The sequence below is a fragment of the Acidovorax sp. SUPP1855 genome, from assembly GCF_030158955.1.
In the GTDB taxonomy this organism is placed as follows: Bacteria; Pseudomonadota; Gammaproteobacteria; order Burkholderiales; family Burkholderiaceae_C; genus Paracidovorax.
In genome coordinates this window covers 25171-43403 of sequence record NZ_BQXI01000005.1, presented here as the reverse complement: position 1 = coordinate 43403, position 18233 = coordinate 25171, and the positions used below count along the sequence as shown (strand labels likewise).

At 61.7% G+C, this 18233-nt stretch carries 16 protein-coding genes and 1 pseudogene; 3 read left to right on the top strand and 14 right to left on the bottom strand.

The window, feature by feature from the left end:
• Nucleotides 1-307 precede the first annotated feature (307 nt).
• From AVMA1855_RS05905 to AVMA1855_RS05850, 12 genes are all read right to left on the bottom strand, one after another.
• Nucleotides 308-1786: a DNA cytosine methyltransferase gene (locus AVMA1855_RS05905; RefSeq protein WP_284424980.1), complete on the bottom strand. Its 1479-nt coding sequence runs from the start codon at nucleotides 1784-1786 to the stop codon at nucleotides 308-310.
• Between the two features lie 544 nt (nucleotides 1787-2330).
• On the bottom strand, nucleotides 2331-4355 hold the full coding sequence (locus AVMA1855_RS05900; protein WP_284424979.1) for a DNA topoisomerase III: 2025 nt from the start codon (nucleotides 4353-4355) through the stop codon (nucleotides 2331-2333).
• Between the two features lie 277 nt (nucleotides 4356-4632).
• Nucleotides 4633-5031 (bottom strand): single-stranded DNA-binding protein, encoded by a 399-nt coding sequence (locus AVMA1855_RS05895; RefSeq protein ID WP_284424978.1) that lies wholly within the window; start codon nucleotides 5029-5031, stop codon nucleotides 4633-4635.
• On the bottom strand, nucleotides 5028-5546 hold the full coding sequence (locus tag AVMA1855_RS05890) for a DUF3158 family protein (RefSeq protein ID WP_284424977.1): 519 nt from the start codon (nucleotides 5544-5546) through the stop codon (nucleotides 5028-5030). The genes AVMA1855_RS05895 and AVMA1855_RS05890 overlap by 4 nt, the downstream gene beginning before the upstream one ends.
• Nucleotides 5543-6361: a PFL_4669 family integrating conjugative element protein gene (locus AVMA1855_RS05885; RefSeq protein WP_284424976.1), complete on the bottom strand. Its 819-nt coding sequence runs from the start codon at nucleotides 6359-6361 to the stop codon at nucleotides 5543-5545. Before AVMA1855_RS05885 ends, AVMA1855_RS05890 begins: the two co-directional genes overlap by 4 nt.
• A gap of 387 nt (nucleotides 6362-6748) precedes the next feature.
• A complete protein-coding gene (locus AVMA1855_RS05880) occupies nucleotides 6749-7945 on the bottom strand; it encodes an STY4528 family pathogenicity island replication protein (RefSeq protein WP_272548371.1) in 1197 nt (398 codons plus the stop codon).
• Between the two features lie 2 nt (nucleotides 7946-7947).
• Nucleotides 7948-8508 (bottom strand): DUF2857 domain-containing protein, encoded by a 561-nt coding sequence (locus AVMA1855_RS05875; protein ID WP_272548370.1) that lies wholly within the window; start codon nucleotides 8506-8508, stop codon nucleotides 7948-7950.
• 11 nt (nucleotides 8509-8519) lie between these two features.
• Nucleotides 8520-10232, bottom strand: coding sequence for a ParB family protein (locus tag AVMA1855_RS05870; protein ID WP_284424975.1), 1713 nt, complete (start codon nucleotides 10230-10232; stop codon nucleotides 8520-8522).
• On the bottom strand, nucleotides 10225-10485 hold the full coding sequence (locus AVMA1855_RS05865) for a type II toxin-antitoxin system HicA family toxin (RefSeq protein ID WP_284424974.1): 261 nt from the start codon (nucleotides 10483-10485) through the stop codon (nucleotides 10225-10227). The genes AVMA1855_RS05870 and AVMA1855_RS05865 overlap by 8 nt, the downstream gene beginning before the upstream one ends.
• Nucleotides 10469-11332, bottom strand: a complete 864-nt coding sequence (locus tag AVMA1855_RS05860) for a ParA family protein (RefSeq protein ID WP_284425111.1) — start codon at nucleotides 11330-11332, stop codon at nucleotides 10469-10471. Before AVMA1855_RS05860 ends, AVMA1855_RS05865 begins: the two co-directional genes overlap by 17 nt.
• 37 nt (nucleotides 11333-11369) lie before the next feature.
• A complete protein-coding gene (locus AVMA1855_RS05855) occupies nucleotides 11370-11582 on the bottom strand; it encodes an AlpA family transcriptional regulator (protein WP_284424973.1) in 213 nt (70 codons plus the stop codon).
• A 5-nt stretch (nucleotides 11583-11587) separates the two neighbouring features.
• Nucleotides 11588-11737 carry a hypothetical protein gene (locus AVMA1855_RS05850; RefSeq protein WP_284424972.1) on the bottom strand — a complete coding sequence of 50 codons (150 nt, stop codon included), beginning with the start codon at nucleotides 11735-11737 and terminating at the stop codon, nucleotides 11588-11590.
• A gap of 93 nt (nucleotides 11738-11830) precedes the next feature.
• Between AVMA1855_RS05850 and AVMA1855_RS05845 the strand changes: the two genes are divergently transcribed.
• The gene (locus tag AVMA1855_RS05845; protein ID WP_272548364.1) at nucleotides 11831-11998 is read left to right on the top strand and encodes a hypothetical protein; all 168 of its coding nucleotides are present in this window, start codon (nucleotides 11831-11833) and stop codon (nucleotides 11996-11998) included.
• Nucleotides 11999-12062: 64 nt separating this feature from the next.
• Here the strand turns inward: AVMA1855_RS05845 and AVMA1855_RS05840 are convergent, their stop codons facing one another.
• Complete coding sequence (locus AVMA1855_RS05840; protein ID WP_284424971.1) at nucleotides 12063-12965, bottom strand: LysR family transcriptional regulator; 903 nt, start codon at nucleotides 12963-12965, stop codon at nucleotides 12063-12065.
• Nucleotides 12966-13403: 438 nt separating this feature from the next.
• On the opposite strand from AVMA1855_RS05840, the gene AVMA1855_RS05835 reads away from it, so the two are divergent.
• Nucleotides 13404-14048: a hypothetical protein gene (locus tag AVMA1855_RS05835; protein WP_284424970.1), complete on the top strand. Its 645-nt coding sequence runs from the start codon at nucleotides 13404-13406 to the stop codon at nucleotides 14046-14048.
• Nucleotides 14049-14655: 607 nt separating this feature from the next.
• On the opposite strand, the gene AVMA1855_RS05830 is transcribed toward AVMA1855_RS05835, so the two are convergent.
• Nucleotides 14656-15621: a phospholipase D family protein gene (locus AVMA1855_RS05830; protein ID WP_284424969.1), complete on the bottom strand. Its 966-nt coding sequence runs from the start codon at nucleotides 15619-15621 to the stop codon at nucleotides 14656-14658.
• A gap of 803 nt (nucleotides 15622-16424) precedes the next feature.
• On the opposite strand from AVMA1855_RS05830, the pseudogene AVMA1855_RS05825 reads away from it, so the two are divergent.
• Nucleotides 16425-17678: pseudogene (locus AVMA1855_RS05825) on the top strand (tyrosine-type recombinase/integrase); the annotation flags it as partial.
• Nucleotides 17679-18233: the final 555 nt, after the last annotated feature.

Here is an 18233-nt window from a genome sequence, read left to right as displayed (position 1 = left end):
TGCGCAGCGACGGCGCAGGGATGGGTGGGGTTGCGCAGCGCGCGGGGCGGTGACCGAACAGGTCGCGCGCCCGGCATGGCTGTGGTAAGCAGGCGCTGCGCGAGGACGAAATGCATCGACGCCGAAAGGGCGTGCGTCCGCGGTCGTGATGCGGTGCGGACTGGATGGGTTCCGTGGAAAATCCACGTCGCAGCCTTGAGAACCCGGGCTGCTGGCATGTCGCTGAGGTCATCAGCCGACGCGCGCCGGCACCTTGACCATCGCCGCCCCTGCCGTCATTCGACAAACGGTGCCAGCGGGCAGCCCGTTAGATAGGCAAGGCTTCGTGGAGTCGCTGGCCCAGCCACGCCATGCAGGGAACGGCCATGGAGTTCCCGATGGCCTTGTAGCGCGGTGCATCCGCAGCCGGTTTGCCCCGGTACGGCACCAGCGTGTAGTCGTCGGGCAGCCCCTGCAGCCGCTCGCACTCGATCGGCATGAGGCGGCGCACGCGCCATGACGACCAGTCCAGCCAGCCACCTTCGGGCGGCTCCAGCGTGCACTGGAAATACGCCTCGATGTTCGGCATCACGACGTGGCCGAGGTCGCCTCCACCGCGGCTGGAGCGCAAGGTCGGAAACAGATCACTCCCCAAGTCGGCGATGGCACCCGCCGTGTGTCCGGCTGGAATCGTGATGCTGGCGATCACGGGCCGGCCCTGGCCCGGAGCGCCGCCGCCGGTCGAGAGCGTGCCCGCGATCTGGCCATGTCCCGATTCCAGCCGCACCTCGCTGCGGCTGTTTTGCGCAAACGCCAGGGCTTGCGGCGCACAGGCGACCACGATGGGAACGCCTTTGCCCGTTCCGTCTTCGCCACAGCCCTTGCCCCGGTTGGCCGTATCGAGCGTGTGGCTGATGCTGCCGGCCACGGATTGCGCCGCGAAGGTTTCCACCTCGAAATCGCATTTGTGGCCGCGGGCGGTCAGGCATGCCGCCTTGTCGATCGGGCCCCGCAAATGTCCGCCACCGAAGCAGACGGTCATCGATACCTTGCCATAGGCGCTGTTCAGTTCGTGGTCGAATCGGCCTGCGCCTTCAGCACCCATTGCAGCAGCGGTGGCAGATTCTTGCCGCGCCGGTCTGCCCGGCGAAGGATGCCCAGGCAGGCCACCGGACTCAAAAAGTACCGCGGCGGGATCGAACCCGGTACGACCACTTGCGACAAGAAACACGCGCTTGCGGCGTTGGGCCACGCCGAAATATTGTGCGTCGAGCACCCGCCACGCGATGCGGCGGCGGGGTCCAGACACACAACCTGCGTGCGTCCATCGGCCCCCTGCCGGCTGCAGCGGGCAGCTCTCGCCGGCCAAGGCGCCCAGAAGGCATCCGAAGGCATTGGAACGGTCGGACAGGACGCCGGGGACGTTTTCCCAGACGATGACCGCGGGTTGCCGGCGTTGCGCCTGGCGGGCTTGGTCGATGGCATTGGCGAGCTCCGTGTATTTGAGGGTGAGGGCGCCGCGCGGGTCCGCGAGACCTTGGCGTGATCCGGCGATGCTGAATGCCTGGCATGGCGTGCCGCCGACGAGGATGTCGGGGGCCGCAACGGTGCCCGCCACCACCCGGGCGGCGATCCGCGCCATGTCCCCGAGGTTGGGAACGCCAGGGTGCCGGTGCGTCAGAACGGCCATCGGGAACGGATCGATCTCCGAGAACCAGGCGGGGTGCCAGCCGAGCGGTTGCCATGCGAGGCTTGCCGCCTCGATGCCGCTGCACACGCTGCCGTATTCGATGGGGGGATGTGTCATGGGGTGGTCTCCTTGAGTGGGCACAGCGATTGCGCCGCTGGTACGGCGGTCCGGTGCACTGCTTGCGGTCGGGATCGAGGCGACAGAGGTGCCGCGGGCGTGGTGCCGCGGCGAGAGAAGAGGAAACCACCCGTGGGCTGCTGCAGGGCGTGGCCATCGGTAGAGCCTGCCGTTGCGTCAGCGATCGCACCCGACCCGTTTCGTGGCTGGGGTCGGAACCGTTCGGCGCACATCCGCGCACAAAGGGAGCCCGTTTTTTTCGCCGGCGGGCACCGGCATCGAACACCGTCGATCCCGAAGGGTCTCCGGGCACCTCATGCGCGAGGCGCCAGGAGACCCTTCGGGTGCAACGTAGAGAAAGCGGAACAGAGGTCCGCGGGGAGCGGGGTCGATAAAGACGCCTTCCTCTCACCCGGCCACACGAACGGCCGGGGAGGCACATGCCATTGCAGAAGGCGAGGGCATGTTTGGTGTGCCCCGCCAGTGATGCGGGGCCACGCCCAACGGCCGCAGGGAACGCGGGCCGGGGCACGACGTGACGGCTTCAGGACGCTTTGGAACGGGGGCCGCGCTGGCGCGGGGCAGAAGGCTTGCCGCCGGGCGAAACCAGCGCTGCCGTGCCTTTGCATTCGGGATACCGGCTGCAGGACCAGAATGCACCGGACTTGCCGTTGCGTTGCCGCGTGGGACTGCCGCAGAGAGGACAGGCGGGACCTTGGGGTACGGGGAGGGACAGGCTCGCGCTGCGGTACTGCTCCACCAGTTGCGCCACCCACGCCGATTGCCGGTCGATGAAGGCGTCCAGGGTCAGCTGCCCCGTCTCGATCATGTCCAGCGCCTGCTCCCAGACCGCGGTGGTGCCGGGATCGGCGATGGCCGAGGGCACGGCATCGATCAGTGTGAAAGCGGCATCGGATGCGCGGATGGAACGGCCCTTCTTGAGGAGATAGTTTCGGCCGAGCAGGCCGTTGATGATGCTGGCACGGGTTGCTTCGGTGCCGATTCCCGTGGTCTCTTTCAGCTTCTGCTTGAGGCGCGGATCGGTCACCAGCCTGGCAACCCCTTTCATCGCCTTGACCAGTTCGCCCTGCGTGTAGGGCTTGGGAGGCAGCGTCTTGAGCGCCTTCACATCGACCTGTTCGATGCTGCAACGGCTTGCCTGCGCGAGCGGTGGCAAGACCTGGCTGCGCGGTCCCTGTGCATCGTCCGCGTCCTCGGCCCCGTTCGCCGCATGGCCGGGCAGCGCGATCCGCCAGCCGGGAACGACGATCTGTTTGCCGGTCGCCTGCAAGGGTTGGCTGCCTGCGGACAACCGGGCGGTCGTCCTGTCGAATTCGTGGTGGGGCAGGAACTGCGCCAGGAAATGGGAGCGGATCAGGCCATAGACCGCGCGTTCCTTGTCCGACATGGCGGCAAGTTTCGCTGGCTCCAACGTGGGAATGATGCCGTGGTGGGCCGTGACCTTGCTGTCGTTCCATGCGCGTGAGCGCTGGGTGCGGTCGAGGCGTTCGATCAATGGCCGCAGGCCGGGATCGGTCGCCAGCACCGCGTCGAGCACCGCCGGAACTTCCGGGAGCATGCTCTCCGGAAGGTAGCCGGAATCGGAGCGGGGATAGGTGGTGGCCTTGTGCGTTTCGTACAGAGCCTGTGCGATGTCGAGGGTGTCCTGCACGTCCAGGCCCAACTGGCGCGAGCAGACCTCCTGAAGTGTTCCCAGGTCGAACGGCAGCGGTGGCGCTTCGCTCACTCGCTCGGTCTCCAGCGAGACCACCAGCGCCCCAAGGTTCTGCCGGATGCGGTCGGCGGCTTCCCTGGCCAAGGATGGCCGCAGGCACCGTCCCGCAGCATCGGTACTGCCATCGGGCGGCACCCAGTGCGCGGCGAACGACTGGCCGGCATGCGACAGTTGGACTTCGACGGCCCAGTAGGGCACGGAAACGAAACCCGCGATCTCGCGATCCCGGTCCACCACCAGGCGCAACGTCGGCGTTTGAACGCGGCCGACCGACAGCACGCCCTGGTAGCCGGCCTGTTGGCCGAGCAGGGTGAACAGGCGGCTCAAATTCATTCCGATCAGCCAGTCCGCACGCGATCGCGCCAGGGCCGCATGGTACAGCGGCAGCGTTTCGCCAGAGGGCTTGAGCGCGCCCAGTGCCTTGCGGATGGATGCGTCATTCAGGGCCGACAGCCACAGCCTCTGGATGGGACCCCGGTAGCCGCACAGATCGATGATTTCGCGGGCGATCATCTCGCCCTCCCGGTCGGCGTCCGTGGCAATGACCAGATCGGTGGCCCGTGCGATCAATTGCTGGACCGCCTTGTATTGCTTGGCCGTGGATGCCTTGACCTCGCTGCGCCAGCGCGTTGGAACAATCGGAAGCTGCTCGATGGACCAGCGTTTGTACTGATCGTCGTAGGCTTCGGGCGGTGCGGCCTCCAGCAGATGGCCGATGCACCAGGTCACGGTGTCGCGGGGACCGATGTAGCAGCCATCGCCGCGCCGGGTGGCACCCAGTACCCGGGCGATGTCTCTGGCCTGCGAGTGCTTTTCGCAAAGATACAAAGCCATGGAGCCTCCCGGAAATGGCGTGGCGTTCGTTGAATAGGACACCAGCATGTCCACACTGGCTGTCGCTGGCAGCAAAGAAGCGGAAGCCGACCGCGCTCCGCTTGTTGGACGGCTGCGGCAGGGGGAGCGTGTTGGGTTCGCCGATGGTCGGATAGATAAGCTGGCGCATCTGTCCGGACGACCTCCGCTGGCGCAGGCCGCGATCGTTGAGGCATCGCCGACGTCTGGCGCATGGAGGGCGGATAACGGTTGCGGCAGCCGCCCTCGCAGACCCCGTTCAATCGGCCTGCGGTTCCGTCTCGTGTCCCGATGGCCGGGCGCTGAGGGTCACCGACTCGATGCGGTAGGGCAGGATGCCTACCGTTCGGGCGTTGATGCGATAGGTCGTGCGCGGATTGTTGTCCTCATCGGTCCAGTCGTTGCGTTCCTCACGCCCGTTGACGGCGATGCGCATGCCTTTCTGGAACAGGTGAACCCAGCGTTCGGCATCGCGGTGCCACCATTCGACCGGCCTCCAGAAACCGCCACGGTCCTCGTAGCCGTCCTTGCCCGGAATCGGGTTGTCGAAATACACGTTCAGGCGCAGGACACGGCGCGGTTCCTCGTTGCCGTTGGGGTATTCGTCGTATTCGGGCGCAGAGCCGATATTGCCTTCACCATGGAAATGCGTGCTCATGGGTGTGACTCCTCGGGGTGGGCGACTGCGCGAATGCGCCGCTGATAGATCGTGTCGGCGTGGGCCACCTTGTTGGCGCAGTCGGTGGCCTGCCGCGCGATGCTGTGGGTGAGGCTGACCTGCATGTTCAGCACGATGCGCTGAACCTCGATGGCGTACAGGTCATCGATCAGCGCGGCAGGCATCGCGGGATCGGCAAGCAGTCCCTCCCACAACGCAACCCCCATGCGGGAGCGATCGACGTTGCGCCAGCGCAGGAACGTCGTACCGGCCCCGGTGTTCTGCGGGGCCAGATGGGCGGCCAGCCGATCGAACGGAAAGCCTTGCGCCTGTGGCAGCAAACGGCGCTCGGCCAGTGCAACGAGGTTGTCGCGCAGACCACTGCAATGGCTGGCCCAGTCCTCCAGCGCCCCCTTACCTTTAAAGGGTCTTAAAAGGCCTTTTAGGTAGGCCGCATGTTCCAGCGACTGGAAGGCGGGCTGTTCCAGTGGCACAAACCGATGCAGCGCGCTCATGCCGGCTCCTCTCCGTCGTTGTCGGAGGGGGCATCCTCGTCCTGCGGCGTCGCGTCGGTGCCGGTGGGCGCTGCATCGGTATCCATGATGGGTGCCTCTTCCGGTTCACGGGAGCGCGTGGTGGCAGACGCCGGCGCGGACCGGCGCACGGGCGGTGGGGCGAAGCGCGAGCGGCGCGAGCCGTCCAGAATGTCCTGCGGCAGATCGCCGAATTTTTCCCGCGCCACGCGCGCGGCGGCGTTGCCGGTGGAGAAGTCGTTGCGGGTCGTCCCGGAGTATCGGTATTGCTGTGCCAGCGAAAACAGGCTGCGCAAGGCGTGGGCGCCCTCGTTGAGCCAGCGTTCCAATGTCCCGCGATCGATCAGCGCGGTGTGGTGGGCCAGGATCAGGCGGCGTGCCAGATCGTCGTAGTCCGCCAGCAGATAGACCGCCATGAAGCCCAACTGCGAGGCGACGAACAGCGGCAGCTTGACGGGCTGGACGTTGAGGTTCTCGCCCAGGCTCAGGGCGGGTGGAACATCGGCCAATGCACGGTCCACCTGTTCGCGCAGGGTTTGCAACTGTTCCTTGGTGGCGTTGAGCTTGTCCTCGATCCGAAGCATCCACCAGTCGGAGTAAGGATCGTCCTGTTCCGATCCACGCTTCAACTTGTTCATGATGCCGACGAAGCCGTTGAGGCCGATGATGCCGGGCTTGCCTTCCGCGGCGGCCCGGCCATGCCAGATGCGCGAGGCGTGGTGGGTGTGCAACGTCAGCGACATCGCACTGCGCAGCGACCCCAGGTTCAACTGCAATGGTTCCGTTTCGTTGGCCATGGTGGCAACCCTCGTTGGTGGAGACGAGGTTTCAGCATCTGCGAGCGCGGGAAGGCCGTCAGTGATCAAACCGCACCCCTCGAACGCCTGTTTGTGCGCGCCTGCACACGGGCGACGGCCTCCCGAGCGTCATTGATCCGCCAGCCAGGAAGGCTGCATGTCGCGCTATACCCTGGGTATAGGCGAGCCTGGCCTTCGGTGGACGCCGGCACAGGCGCGTGGAGCGCAAAAGGTCTCGGGTGCGCGCCGCTCGATCAGTCCGCCGATGTGGGCACATGCCCAGCCGTCGATGAAGGGTGGCGCGCCGGGTTATACCCGGGGTATAGCCCAGCATGGAACCCCGTGGACGATCCAGCGTGCGATTGCGAACCTCAAGACCGCACCGCGTCACGGCATCCGCAGCAGCGCTCGGATCTTGGCGATGTGCGCCCGTGCCACCTCCGGGTCTGCCGGGCGGGACGGGGCCGGCTCGGCCGCGGTGGGAGCGGTGGGGGCGGGAGGTGCCTTCGATGCGGCCCAGGCTTTGAAGTCCCCGCGCAACGCGCGCTGGATGAGGGCAAAGAGATAACCTGCGGGATTGCGCACCGTGCTTTCGCGGCAGCGTGCATCCCACTCCTCCAGAACGGCCTGGTGCAACGCGGGATCGACCGACTGCAGGGCGGCGAGCGCCCCGTTCTGCTGTTCCGACTTCAGGGCCTTGAACCGCTCGGGCAGGAGCAGGGCACCTCGCGTGCGGGGTACTGTACGTATTTCTTTTTCTATTTCTTCTTTACGTACAGTACGGTCCTCGTTCGGATTCCGAAGCGTGCCGGTTTGGCGGGCTTTTTGACCCACTTCGGAATCCGAACCCGGTGGTTTCCGATTCCGAAGAAGGCCGCTCGACCCGTCTTCGGAATCGTGACTGTCCCCAGCCTGTGGATAACCGATCGTCTCCCCCCACCCCTGGGCGGCGAGGCGTTGGGTCAGCACCTGCAGACGGCTCGGCAGTATCCGCCCGTTGAGCATTGGGTCCTCGGCCATCTCCTTGAGCGTGTGCACGCCGACCCGCTGGATGGACTTGCTGGCGTGATCGAGCGCATGGCTGACCAGCCCCAGGTAGTCGGGGTCGAGCTGGATGCCTTCATAGGGCGTGAGCGGTTCGTCGTGAAGGACGTAGAGATTGCCCAGCATTCGCCCGGTCCTGGCATCGCGCCGCCGCCGGACCAGGCTGACCCAGCGGGTCAGGCGCAAGAGGGTCAGCGCGCGTGCAACGGTCTCATGCGATGCCTTGGCAGCGCAGGGCATGGAGGCCAGGTAAGGGCACAGTTGGTCATAGGTCGGAAAGGCCGTGATGCCATCGTCGTTGAGCAGCAGGCGAAACACCTGCCAGGCATTGCGCTCCAGGGGCGTGAGACGCCGGTCCAGCAGCAGCGCCCTCGGCACGCTGTCATGGCGATTGCCGCTGAAAATGAAGCCATCGGATGGGGGCAGGGCTGGCGCGGCTTTTTCCGGCGGGGTTGCGGGTTCGACTTGCATCCGCTGCAGCGCCTGGTCGAGCAGTTCTCCCAGCAGGACCGGCCCGCCTGGTCTGCGCGGTGCTGTCATGTTCAAACCAGCCCTTCATCGATCCATCCGCGAATGGCGCTCCAGATCACCGAGACCGGCACCCCCGTGGATTCCGAAAAATCCGCCGCGATGGCGAGCATGGCCGTGTCGTTGTTCAGCGCGATGCCCCGCTCCTTGATGAGGTCCGACCAGGATTCCCACAGCTGTGCGTCCTGCTGTTCCGTCAGAACCGGATACCGACCCTTGCGCTTGGGCAAGCCGATCACCGATCTGCGCAGCGCGACCTCCTGATGCGTCAATCCGTAGAACTTGCTGATCATCTCGGTACTGGCACCCAGGCGCAGCATCCGGTCCACCGCCTCGATCTCCTTGGCCACGTCGTTCACCTGATGCAGCAGGCGGCGCAGCACATCGCGGTTGACCTCGACCGAACACCAGGACACCGTTGCATTCGCCAGCACGCTCGCCATGGCCGGGTGCTTCAGGGCATCAAGGTCCTGGTCATCGAAGCCCATGGATTTGGCTTTGCGCAGCTGGCCGTTGCGAAGGTCGTGCAGGGCCTGTGCAATCACGGCCTGGTTCAGCGGATGCGGACCGGACATCGCGGCCCGTCCTACGGGGACGGCATGGCGCTGTCGCCATGCAGGGAGGCTTCGATGTCCAGCAGCCGCCGCGCCAGGCGCACCAGCCGAAACAGTTTCACCAGGCCGTTGTCGCTCAATCGCGGAAACTGTACCTTGAGGCCCGGCCCCTGCAGCAGGGGGCCGAGATGGTTTGCCAGATGCACCGTGTCGATGTGCGGGGCAACAAACCGTGCGTGCTCAAACGGTGCGCTCAGGGCATGCAGGAGCGAGAGGATCGTGCGCGGGAAGGGCGCACTGGCGCGCGCGCCGATCGATTCGCTGTCCTGGGCGCAATGGAAGCCGATACCGTCTTCGCTGGGAAGGATTTCAGCGGACAGTTCCGCCTCGTCGGCGATTTCCAGCGCCAGTTGCGCGATGAGGGTTCTCAGCCGTTCCGGCGTGTCCAGGCCCGGATCGATGTACCAGATGTCGCTCACCGGATAGAGGCCACCCGCCTGCACCGGAATGGCTTGGAGCACATTGCTCTCGAAGTCCGGCGGTGCCTCGCCAAGGTGGTCGGCCACCAGGCGCTGGATGGACTGCAATCGATCGGACGTCGGTGCCGGGGAAACCACATGCCCACGCACCCGCGCTGCATGATCGTCCACCTCGTCGAAAGCGCCGTTGCGCGCTTGAACTGTGAGCGGTTCCGGTGGCGATACCGCCTCGGAAGGGTCGGTCGATGGTTCCGTGCGGGGCGCAGGCAGCGCTGCGATGGGAGATGTCGCAGGCGATGGGCGTGGGGGAGGGGGCAGCTCGGGCGGGGCCGGCATCGCGGGGATGGCCGGCACGCTGCCCGGTTCACTGCTGAGCAACTGCCAGCGCTTGTCCGAGGCCGTGATATCGAAGGCGAGCGTATCGTACTTCTCGCCCAGCAGATCGGCCATCTGTCCCACCAGTTCGTCCTGCACGCGCTGCACGTTGAACTGGCCTGGGCTCGCGTCGAAGACCGACAGCACATCCTGGAACAGCGTCGGAAAATCCAGGTCGAGCCGGCTCGATGCTGCACGCGCCTCCCAAATCTTTGTTCCCGTCCTGCGCAGCGCCGTGAGTTGTTCGACCTGGTGCCGACCGAGACCGCCGTACAGGACATTCGGAATGGCAGGCAGCAGGTATTGAATCGCCTCCTGCATGCGGCTGATGTGGGGTTGGGGAACCGGATAGCCATCTGATTTCAGCCGCCGCGCCAGTTCCGATTGCGACAGCGGCTTGCCATCCTCTTCTTCATAGAGCTCCCGAACCTTCTCGATGCCGAGCGCCCGCTCGATGAAAGACAGGCCGCCATGGAGTTCATTTTCCGCGAGGTGGCCGGTCAGCGCGACGATCTCGCCGCGCTGGGGCCAGGGGCGAAAGAGGCAACCGATGCGAAAGAACCGCTCGTCCTTGGTCTGCGCCCACAACTCCCGCAGGACTGCCAACCGGGTATTGCCACCATTGCGGATGATGTAGTGGGTCGCGCCAGGTCGGCGGGTGATCGGCGGCGGTGTGTCCAGACCACGCTCGCGGATCGACGCCAGGATGTCGTCGTACAGCGGATTGCGCGTGATCCGGGGATCGAGCTCGTAGGGGCGCAACTCGTCCAGTGTCACGATCATCGGCGTATCGGCGATCGGGTCCGTCAGCGCGTCTGCCACAGGCCCGGTGCGGGTGAAACGGTCCTGCAGCAACCGCGATGCCATGTCCTGTGGGGAAATCTCAGCCATGGGGTGCCTCGTGTCTGCCGGTATCGCGCGATGTGTCTGCCTGGCGCTGCGCGCGGCGCAGCCGGGCGTGTGCATTGCTAGCGGAGCGGTGATCGCTCGGGGTCGAGCTGGTGAAGATGGGAGCCAGCCCGGCTTTGAAAAACCGGAGATGCCCCCCGGCGGTGCGTGTGACTTCCCACCCCTCCTTCAGCGCAAACTCGATGAGAGGCAGCAATCGTTTGTGGCCGCGGGCAAGCTCATGGGCGTTTGGCATGGGCAAATCTCCCGCCGGGCTTGCCGTTCACCGCGGCAAAACGTTCGTTCCACTGGGGGCACAACTCCGAAGCCAGGGCGCGGACGATCTCGAATGCCGCTGGGGTGAGGCGTCCCTGGGGGCGGCGATATTCCACCCGATGGGCGGGCAATCCGCGTGTGGCGGCGCGCGGAACCGCCTCGATGGCAGGCACCTCTGTTTCGAGGACATGGACGCCGGGATGTTCTCCGAACACCAGGCGCAGCGTCTGCTGGATCAGCCGGGCATTGGCCGAAACCGCAGGCACCCGATTGATCAGCAGGTGCAGTGGTGGCACGGGGATGCCAAGATGACGGTATGGGGCGATATCTTCGATGAGCTGCAGCGTCCCGCGCCGCAACTCTCGGGCTGCGAGCACTTCCGGCGTCACGGGTGAGACCACGCATTCCGACGCGAGCACCGCCATCTCCAGGAGGACGCTTCGGGCCCCCTGGGTGTCTATCAGCACCACGTCGTAGTGGGGCCGAAATACCGGGAGCAGATGGCGCAACCGCAGCCGTCCATCCGGAGCATTCAAAAGCAGCGTATTCAGTTGCCGATGCTCGTCGTTGGACAAAACCACATGCAGGCGTTCGATCGCGGTGTGCGAGACCAGCCGCGTGAGGTCGCGCTCGTTGAAAGCCAGTAACTCGTAAATGCCAGACGGGGCACGGCTGGTGAGCTCGTAGTACGACGAGAGGGTGGGTTGCATGTCCAGGTCCAGCAACAGCACGCGCAAACCCGCGTCCGCGATGAACCCGCCGAGATTGGCGGCAACGGTGGTTTTCCCGACGCCGCCCTTGGTCGAAATCACCGAAATCACCTGCATGTCGGTTCGCTCCGCTTCAAAACGAATGGGAACCGGGTCATGCGCGGTCATTGAGGCGGTCGATGATCCACTGGTCGATCTCCGTGGAATCCCAGCCCACGGCACGCACGCCAAGCCGGACGGATTTCGGAAACTTGCCATCCTTCATCAGGTTGTACAGGTGCGCGCGTTTGAAACCCGTCTTGGCTTCCACCTCCGCTCGGCGAAGGATTTTGCGCCCGGTATCCGGCGGGCTGCTCTGTTCGGACATTGCGATCACTCCTTGATGCTCAGTGGCACTTCTTGGGCGTGATCGGAATTAAATGGATGCCATTGCCGAAAATCAGTAAACAATGCGGTTGCAACGGATACCGCATTCATTCCGTCGCGATCAGAAACGTGATTACCAGCCAGTTCGCTCGTCATTCAACTCTCACGGTTTGGGTCAGGGCGCTACATATTAAGTAGCGATCGCGCGCGAATGAAGAGCTTGGTATTGCCTGTCAGGATGCCAGGCGCTTGAGCACCATGTTCTGCCGCAAAACGTCGCCCGAGCGACTTAAAATGTCTGCGCTTTACACAAAAAGTTGTTCTCAAGGCGGCTTGCCGCTGCTGGCAGAAAAACAGCGCAATCCTTTAATCGTTTTGAAATCAACGGAATATGGCACCTGCCATGCAAGCAGGTGACTTTTTTTGTCATCAGGCCGATGGAAAATGCAGGGGATATGTCATGAAAATTTCATGTTGACCATTAATCGCTCGGCGTGGCCATTCCGATTTCTCTTGCGCGCTGGATAAATCGAGTCGTTTCCGGTGAGGTGTTTTCATCGGAGATAACGATGAAGGTGGGGACATCCGGGATTTCGTCCACCATGGGCCGGACAATGACGTTCGGATGGTCATACAGGGCGGCTTGGGACTGCATGCCGATGCCCACCCCGTATCCTGCCGCGACGAGCATCATCATGGCCTCATGGCACGCAGCATGTTCTGCGACGGTCGGTGATGCGAGATCGTGATCGGTGATCCAGCGCTGTATGACTTTGTAGCCACCCGCCCATCGTTCCGGGTGGCACATGATCAGTGGGTAACGGACCACTTCCCGCATGGAAACTTTGTCCTGTGACAGGATCGGGTGATGTTTGGGGATCGCTATTGCTGGGCGCTCCTTCCACACCATGTGTTTGAGGTAGCCATCAACGGGTTCCTCATCCATGGTGAAGCCCATGTCGATCTGGTCATATCGAAGCGCAATCTGCATTTCGTTAACGGTCAGTTCGGTAATGCGAACTTCCGTGCTGGGTTCTTCTTCCCGGTTTTGTGAAAGAAGTCGTGTCAGACGCGGCTGGGCGAGACTGTCGGTAATGCCTACCCGCAAACGACCCTTGAATCCGAGGGATGCCGCTGCAACGCGGGTTTTAGCGCTTTCTATGTATTCGATTATACGGCGGGCCTCCTCCCGAAATACCTCTCCGCACCAGGTGAGGGTGATCCGGCCCTTTGTTCTGTTCAGCAACTGCACGCCCAATTGCTCTTCCAGATCCTTGATTGCCCGCGATAACGGTGATGGCTCGATATTCGCTCTGGCAGCGGCGCGAACGAAACTCTGCTCCTGGGCAACGATCAGGAAATATTGCAAGTGACGTATTCTCATGATGAAACCTCCTTTGGTTGTTCGAGTAGTGCCCCTTTAGGGGGCGCGAAATTATTCGCGCTCGAATCAGCCTTGCGGATGCTGCATCTGAAATGGGCGATTGAAGGACAACCGCCGCGCGTGAACGGCGCATAGATCTAAGCACCAAAATTTCAAGCAGCAGATTAGGGAGAGGCTGCAGAATTGGCGTGGAATGAGAATGCTCATTTCACCCAGTCATTTCAGGCGAATATTTATGTGAGCCCATTGTGCTAACGTGGTCTCTCGTGCCCTCGTTTCTGCTGTGCTACTCTCCGTGAAGTTCAGTTTCGTAGGGTAAACTCTTTCGGTAATAAGGCCTCAAGCTAACTTATATTTTTGTATGACCGTTGGTTGTATCCACTTTGAATTTCAATAAGCTATCTTTTATGAATAATTTTTTGCAAAGGATTTGCAATTATGAAGCCGCGCGACCTGCATACAATTCACAATCTTATTGTGACGAACTACACGATCGTTCAGCAACCGAGTGGAAGCTACTTGCACAAATTTACACCCGCAACAACGGCGACTGTGTACCAATTTGAAGGAGCATCAACGCCAAGGGTCGTGGATGGGAAACATTACAATATCGGTTTCAGGCCGGATCGAAATGGACTGAATATTGTTGATACGGCGTTTATTTCCGAGATTTCCGAGGTGGACCCAGCGATTAGCCATGCGGTGGCGCAGAAAGTATCTGCTGAAAATTACGCGATTGAAAAAGCCAATAATGACCGGCGAGTAACGCCCAAGGGTAAAGTGACTGGCTACTATTGGGGGAAGAAGTACGCTTGGCGTGTTTTCGGCTTGGCCATAAGTCAGAATGCCTTTGATGAGTATCTCAAAGAGATAGGCCATCCAACAGTGCCTTGCACGACTTATGAGCCAGACAAGCCATTCGGGAACACCCAATCTATCGCATATGCCGAAGAAGGCCTTGAGGGCGCGATGAAAAATCTGATAACTCTCGCGACGAAAAAAGGCTCTTACTACACGTCTCCGCTTTATTCCAAAAAATTTGCAATCAAAGGAATCAATGCAATTACGGACAAGAAGGCCTGAGCGGTCGCTTGCTCACGCATGACGCTCGCGTGAGAACACGGCAGTTGCCGAAAAGATGATCCCGCGCAAGGCAGCTTTTGATTTCAGAATTTCTTCTGCGGTGCCATTGCCGCGTCATTGAAGATCGATATGAAATCAACTCCTAAAGCGATTGCCCAGAAGCCCCGAGATTCTGCAATTCGTACAGACGCTCCCCGTCCCGGACTCGGAGAAGGCTTGTGTCCCGGAAACGCGGGCGGTTGGCCAGCAGGCCCCGACAAGGGGCCGTCCGGGAAGAAGAGAAGCGTCAATCGGCCGCGTCAACAGTGACTCTCAAGCGCCGCGCTCTGCGCGCGGCGTGCCGCGATGGTGATCGCACCACTCATCGAAGGATCTTTGCACGTGCGTCGCAGGTTCTTGCCAAAGAAGCGATGCGAAAAAGCCCACTGGTTGAGACGGTGGGCTGTGACATACATCCTTACCAGTGCATCACAGATTTTGTTTGCCGCCAAGACTGGCCTGTAGATGTGCCCTCTTGCGGGCACCAAGTCTAGTGACCACTAAAGCCATCTTCTCGTGCCCAATGGGGCCAACAGCATTCCCGCCGCTGTCTTTGAGCTTGGCCTGCTTATGTCTTCTTGCCTGGAAAGAGGGCTTCGATCTTTAAATATTCGTCTTCACTCAATATTCTTGCGCTCATAGCGGTTAGTTTTCGCCCCCAGGCATTCGTGACTTTTTGAACCTTGGCCAATTTCAATGGAGCACTCGCCGGGTGGAGGCTCTTTAGGTAAATAAGGGCATGTGCCGGGCCCCTTTCCACGTGAACGATTGCAGCCGTTGCGTTGACCTTACAGGTGCTGTCATCGCCCCTTTTTTTGGAGGCGTAAGCCTGGATGACACGGTCACCGGGCTTTGCTTCCTTTGCGACCCGCAACCTCATTGGCCAGCTAATCGGTTCTAGCTCGGAGGTCTCGACCTCAGGTGCCAATTTCTTCGCGACGTGAAGTCCCTTAACCCGCTGGAGCGCTAGGTCATCCCTAAGCTTTTCAGAAATTGGGCCGGTCGATAGCCACCAAGCCACCGACGTACCCTCGATTTTTACTGGCGGCCTTGGCGTGCTCGGCCCTCCCTGTTCGTGTAGTACAGGGATCTCGGCCAGAACCTCCAGTTGAGCAGTAGTTAGCAATGCCTCCGGTGTCGCGAGTTGGGCAACAAAAGACAGCACTTGCGCGTGCAGGCCGCTGTCTTGGCTCAAAACTGCGGCCTCCACTAACCTGTTCTTGGAGTTCAAAGATGCATTGGCTGACCCGACCAGAACGCTACTACCAATACAGGCGACTTTCGCATGCAGCGCAGGCTGGCTGTAGATCTTCACACCTTTCTTATGAAGCTTGAGTAGCAGATAGCCGCTGCTTTTTCCTGAAGAAATCGAATCAACTGATGCGTCGCACACCAGGATGTCTCCTTTTTTGAGGTGCAGGAGATCCCGGCTGTAGTAGGCAATCGCCGCCAAGCTGACGGTACGTGGGCGTTGCAATGATTTCACCTCATCCCAGAGCGTTTCACTGATCAGTCGGCTGTTGCTCTCATCCATATCGGTCTTTCGGCTTGGTGACATTCAGGGCAGTTGTTGGGCCTTTGCGGTCGTTGATCGAGGATATCTGCTGCGCGTGTTCATGGCGCTGGACTGAACGGTCATCATCACTGGAGGGAACCTCTCACAACCCGGGCTGGTAGGCGCCCCCAGCCCAGTCGCGCAGATTTCAGCGCCTTGAATGCGCAATAACGCCCGCGCAGTGGCCTGCCGAAATCACCGGGCTCGGACTCCATCTCGTGCCATGGGAATCCTTCTGCCTTCATTTCCCATTCCACCGATGGCAGGAAGAGGCCACTGAACACCATGGGAGCGGGGCGTCCACGACCGAGCGTCAATGTCATTGTTGGCTTTCGGTGGTTGTCTATGGACTAGATTTGATCATCCATGTCACGCAGATGTCGCTGGCCTCATGACCCTTCCACCATCCTGAAGGCTACGACCTTTCGGCTCTTTCAGGCAATGTGTTTGCCTATGGGGGGAAACAAGTCTATAATAGTGTCCATCCCAAAGCCCGGGATATGAGAAAGTTGTTAGAAATCAAGCGGTTAGAGGCTAGGTTCTAGTCCCTTCACCCGCTCCAATTTTTATGCTGTGGACTTCCAGCGAAGTCCACAGCACCTTGATCCCACAGTGGTTTCTGTCTGTGGAGCATCCAGCAAAGTCTGCTGAAATCCACCCCCAGCCACGCACTTTTAGTACATAAATTAGTACTGAAAATCCGGGCGCTGGGTTGTCCGGTTTTCGGCTGTGCTGCTTCCATCGACGTCGGTACACCTCTCCTCATCCTGAAGGAGAGTTCGATGGCTTTGACAGATACTGCGGTGCGGCAGGCCAGGACAACTGGCAAGGACTACACCCTCAACGACGCGCACGGCTTGCTGCTCTTCGTGAGTGCCAAGGGCAAGAAGAAGTGGCACTTCCGTTTCTCATGGCTGGGCCAGCAGTCTCGCATCGCCATCGGCCCGTACCCAGAGATCAGCCTCAAGGAGGCGAGGGGCCGCCGGGATGAACTCCGAGCGCAGCTTGCCAATGGGGTCGATCCCCGCGCCCATCTTCGCCAGGCCGAAGAAAAGGCGCAGGCTGCAGCGACGCATACCTTCCAGGCAGTGTTTCAGTCATGGCGGGACTTCAAGGCATTGAGCCTGAAGGCTGGCCGGCAAAGCACGCTGTCGCAGATCAATCGCATCTTCGATAAGGACGTGCTCCCTTGGCTCGGCGCGGTCTCCATCTTTGACGTGACGCCGGCACACCTGCTGGAAGTGTTGCGCAAGATCGAGCGCCGCCATGCGCTGACCACTGCGGAGAAGGTGCGCACGTGGTTCAACCAGATGTTCCGCTACGCGATGGTGGAGAAGGGCCTGCCTGCGAACCCTGCCAGCGATCTGGACATCGTGGCCGTGCCCAAGCCGCCGGTGAGCCATAACCCGTTCCTGCGCATGGAGGAACTGCCCGCGTTCCTGCGGACATTGCGTAAGTACCGTGGCTTCAAGACCACGCGCCAGGGCATTCAATTGCTGTTCCTGACCGGCGTTCGAACAGGCGAGTTGCGCGCGGCGGTGCCCGAGCAGTTCGATCTGGAACGAGGCCTCTGGACTATCCCCGCAGTGATCGTCAAGCAACTGCAGTTGAAGATGCGCAAGGAAGGCAAGACCGTGCCGCCCTATGTGGTGCCACTCTCGACTCAGGCCATTGCCATCGTCCGCGAACTGCTCGACGCGCAGGCACGGCGGCCAGCGCAGCGATATCTGCTGCCCAATCGTGACGACCTCAAGGAGCCTATCAGCGAGAACACGCTCAATGGCGCGCTGCGTCGCATGGGCTACGAAGAGCAGCTGACCGGTCATGGCATCCGGGGCACCATCTCCACCGCACTGAATGAGCTCGGCTACCGTGTGGAGTGGATTGATTCACAACTGTCGCACGCCGACCCCAACCAGATTCGTGCCGCTTACAACCATGCGGCCTACGTGGAGCAGCGCCGTCTGATGATGCAGGACTGGGCCAACCGACTGGATCGTTGGGAGGCCGGGGAACAGGTCGAGGAAGCGGGCGCATCGCCCGTGGCCCCAGAGAGCCTGGAAGTGATCGAGGCCTATCTCAAGGCGCTTGCCTCGGGACAGTTGCGGCCCAAGGACGATGCGCTGCAGCTGTTAGGCCAACTCTTTGCCCGGGCCGGTGACAGTGGGAATGCTGCCGTGCGGGCGAGGGCATGAGCAAGCGAATGCGGTCCAGAAAGCAACTTGAAGTCACCGCGCCAATTGGCTGCTGCTCTGTGCGGGAGAGGTTCTGCCTGGGATTGACTGAGTGCCCGGTTTGCAGTGTGCCGCAATGACATGCTTGCAGATCCAAAACTTGCGCCATTAGAGATGGACTTGGCTTTGGGCCTACAGCCGTCATGTCGGTGGCGAAAGCGCACGCCAATGGCTCCAGTGGGCTGTTCTCATCATCTCTTTCAAGGGTAAGATTCGCCTCTGCGCCGTTGCATGGTCGGCGTGCTGCCCATCCCCAGGGCCCATCGGGCCACAGCGAAGTGGAATCAACCTGCGTTTTTTTCTGCCCTTGGTTCAGCTCTTTGCGAGCACTGGGGAAGGTGGATGGGCGTCTCCAGT